The organism is Streptomyces sp. CBMA156 (assembly GCF_014596515.1).
In the GTDB taxonomy this organism is placed as follows: Bacteria; Actinomycetota; Actinomycetes; order Streptomycetales; family Streptomycetaceae; genus Kitasatospora.
In genome coordinates, this window is record NZ_MSJQ01000378.1 from 1 (window position 1) to 1,688 (window position 1,688).

At 76.4% G+C, this 1,688-nt stretch carries 1 protein-coding gene and 1 pseudogene; both read right to left on the reverse strand.

Annotated elements, in window-relative coordinates:
* Positions 1 to 134: 134 nt before the first annotated feature.
* Positions 135 to 1,403, reverse strand: coding sequence for a DUF4255 domain-containing protein (locus tag BU198_RS42905; RefSeq protein ID WP_223245292.1), 1,269 nt, complete (start codon positions 1,401 to 1,403; stop codon positions 135 to 137).
* A 16-nt stretch (positions 1,404 to 1,419) separates the two neighbouring features.
* Positions 1,420 to 1,688: pseudogene (locus tag BU198_RS32980) on the reverse strand (hypothetical protein); the annotation flags it as partial.

Here is a 1,688-nt window from a genome sequence, read left to right on the forward strand (position 1 = left end):
CGCGTGGGCGTCGAGCCGTTCGAGCACGGCGGTGACGGCGGCCGACAGCGACCGCCGGTGCGGCTCGTCCGCCGGGCCGTCGCGGCCCTGCCTTCGGCGCGTGCTCATCCCGTCCCCCGTCCCCCGTCCTGCGGTCAGTGCGTCAGGTCCACGACGGGTCCGGTGAAGGACCCGTCGGCGGACACCGTCAACTCGCTGGGCACGCCGTCCACCTGGACCCGGGCCAGGTACGCCGTCGGGCGGACGCCGACGACCGGCACCCGGACCTCGAACGGGTCGGGGCGCGGCCGCGGCGGTGCGGGCGCGCGGAACTGGTGGCTCGCCCCGGGCCGCCCGGCGGGCGGGTCCAACTCGTCCAGCAGCAGCAGGACCTGCTGGTCGTCCAGGACCGGAAGGTCCAGCCGGACGTCCAGCCGGGCCGAGACCCCGGCCGGTCCGTCGTCGCGGTCCGCGGTGCCGACCGGCGCGACGATCCGCGGCTGCCGGGCGAAGGTCTGGGCGTTGGACTCCACGGCGAGGTGGTCGGCGGCTGGCCGGCCGTCCAGGGCGAGTCCGTGCAGCACCTGCACCCGGTGCACGCCGGGCGGCAGGTCCTCCGGTACGGCGACCACGAGGCGGTCGTCCCGGACTCCGGCGGGGCCGACCGGCACCCGCCGTCCGCCCAGCCGGGCCACGACCAGGTCCGCCCGCAGGCCGGAGCCGTCCACCACCAGCTCCCGGTCCTTGGTCACCGGCCCCTCCTCGGGGGCGCCCCGCGACCCGGCCGGCCGGGAGCGCACCCGCTCGACGACCGGCCCGCGGGACGGCACGGCCCGTACGGTGCGGCGCAGCACCGGTTTGCCGGCCACCGGATCGGTCTTGCCCTCCACGAAGACGGCGGTGGCCTGGTAGGAGACGGACAGCGCGTACGGCGTCTGGAGCAGCGTGCTCCACAGCTTGGACATCTCGTCGACGTCCATCGTCGTGGGCGTGAAGCGCACCCGCTGCGGCGCGGCGGCCAGGTCCGTCCCGGTCAGGTACGGCTGGTCGGCCGCCTCCTCGATCAACTGCCGGGACAGCACCGGCTGTTCGGTCAGTGCCCGGACCACGCAGCCGAGCAGCCGCTGGCCGACCAGCTGGGACTCCTCGCCGTAGCAGCTGATCAGGTAGTGCAGGTCGAGGGCGGCGGCCGGCCGGGTCAGCACGGTGCCGTCCGTCGCGCGGGTGGGCGCGTCGCGGTTGCGCAGCGAGGCGTTGGGCGTGACCTGGTAGAGGAAGACGGTGATGGCCGGGTCGGCCGGCGGCTCGGTCGGCGGCTTGCGGGTGCCGACCTCGACCGCGAACGGGATGTCGGGCGAGAGCGCGCGGCTGATGAGCAGCCGCAGCGCCTCGCTGACGGTCGCGATCGCGAGGTGGTTGCTCATGGGTCCTCCCGTCCGGTCATGAGGGCTCCCGGTCGAGGTACTTGTCCAGGTCGAGGGCCGGGGCCCGGCGGGCCGCCACCGGCCTGCGCGGTGCGACCGGGGTGCGTTCGGCGGCCCTGACCTCGATCCGTCCGATCAGGACCCGTACCGCCTGTTCGACCGGCCGCTGCCGGCCGCGGGCCGCGTTCCCTGAAGCGCGGCCCGGGGTGGCCGCCACGGCGGCCCGCCGTCCGGAGGCCGGTGAGAGGGCGGGCCGCACCGGCGTCGGCGGTGGTGCCGTGGTGG

Excerpts from the sequence above, each read along its gene's own strand:
- BU198_RS42905 (WP_223245292.1), bottom strand. The coding sequence starts at position 1,403 with ATGAGCAACCACCTCGCGATCGCGACCGTCAGCGAGGCGCTGCGGCTG.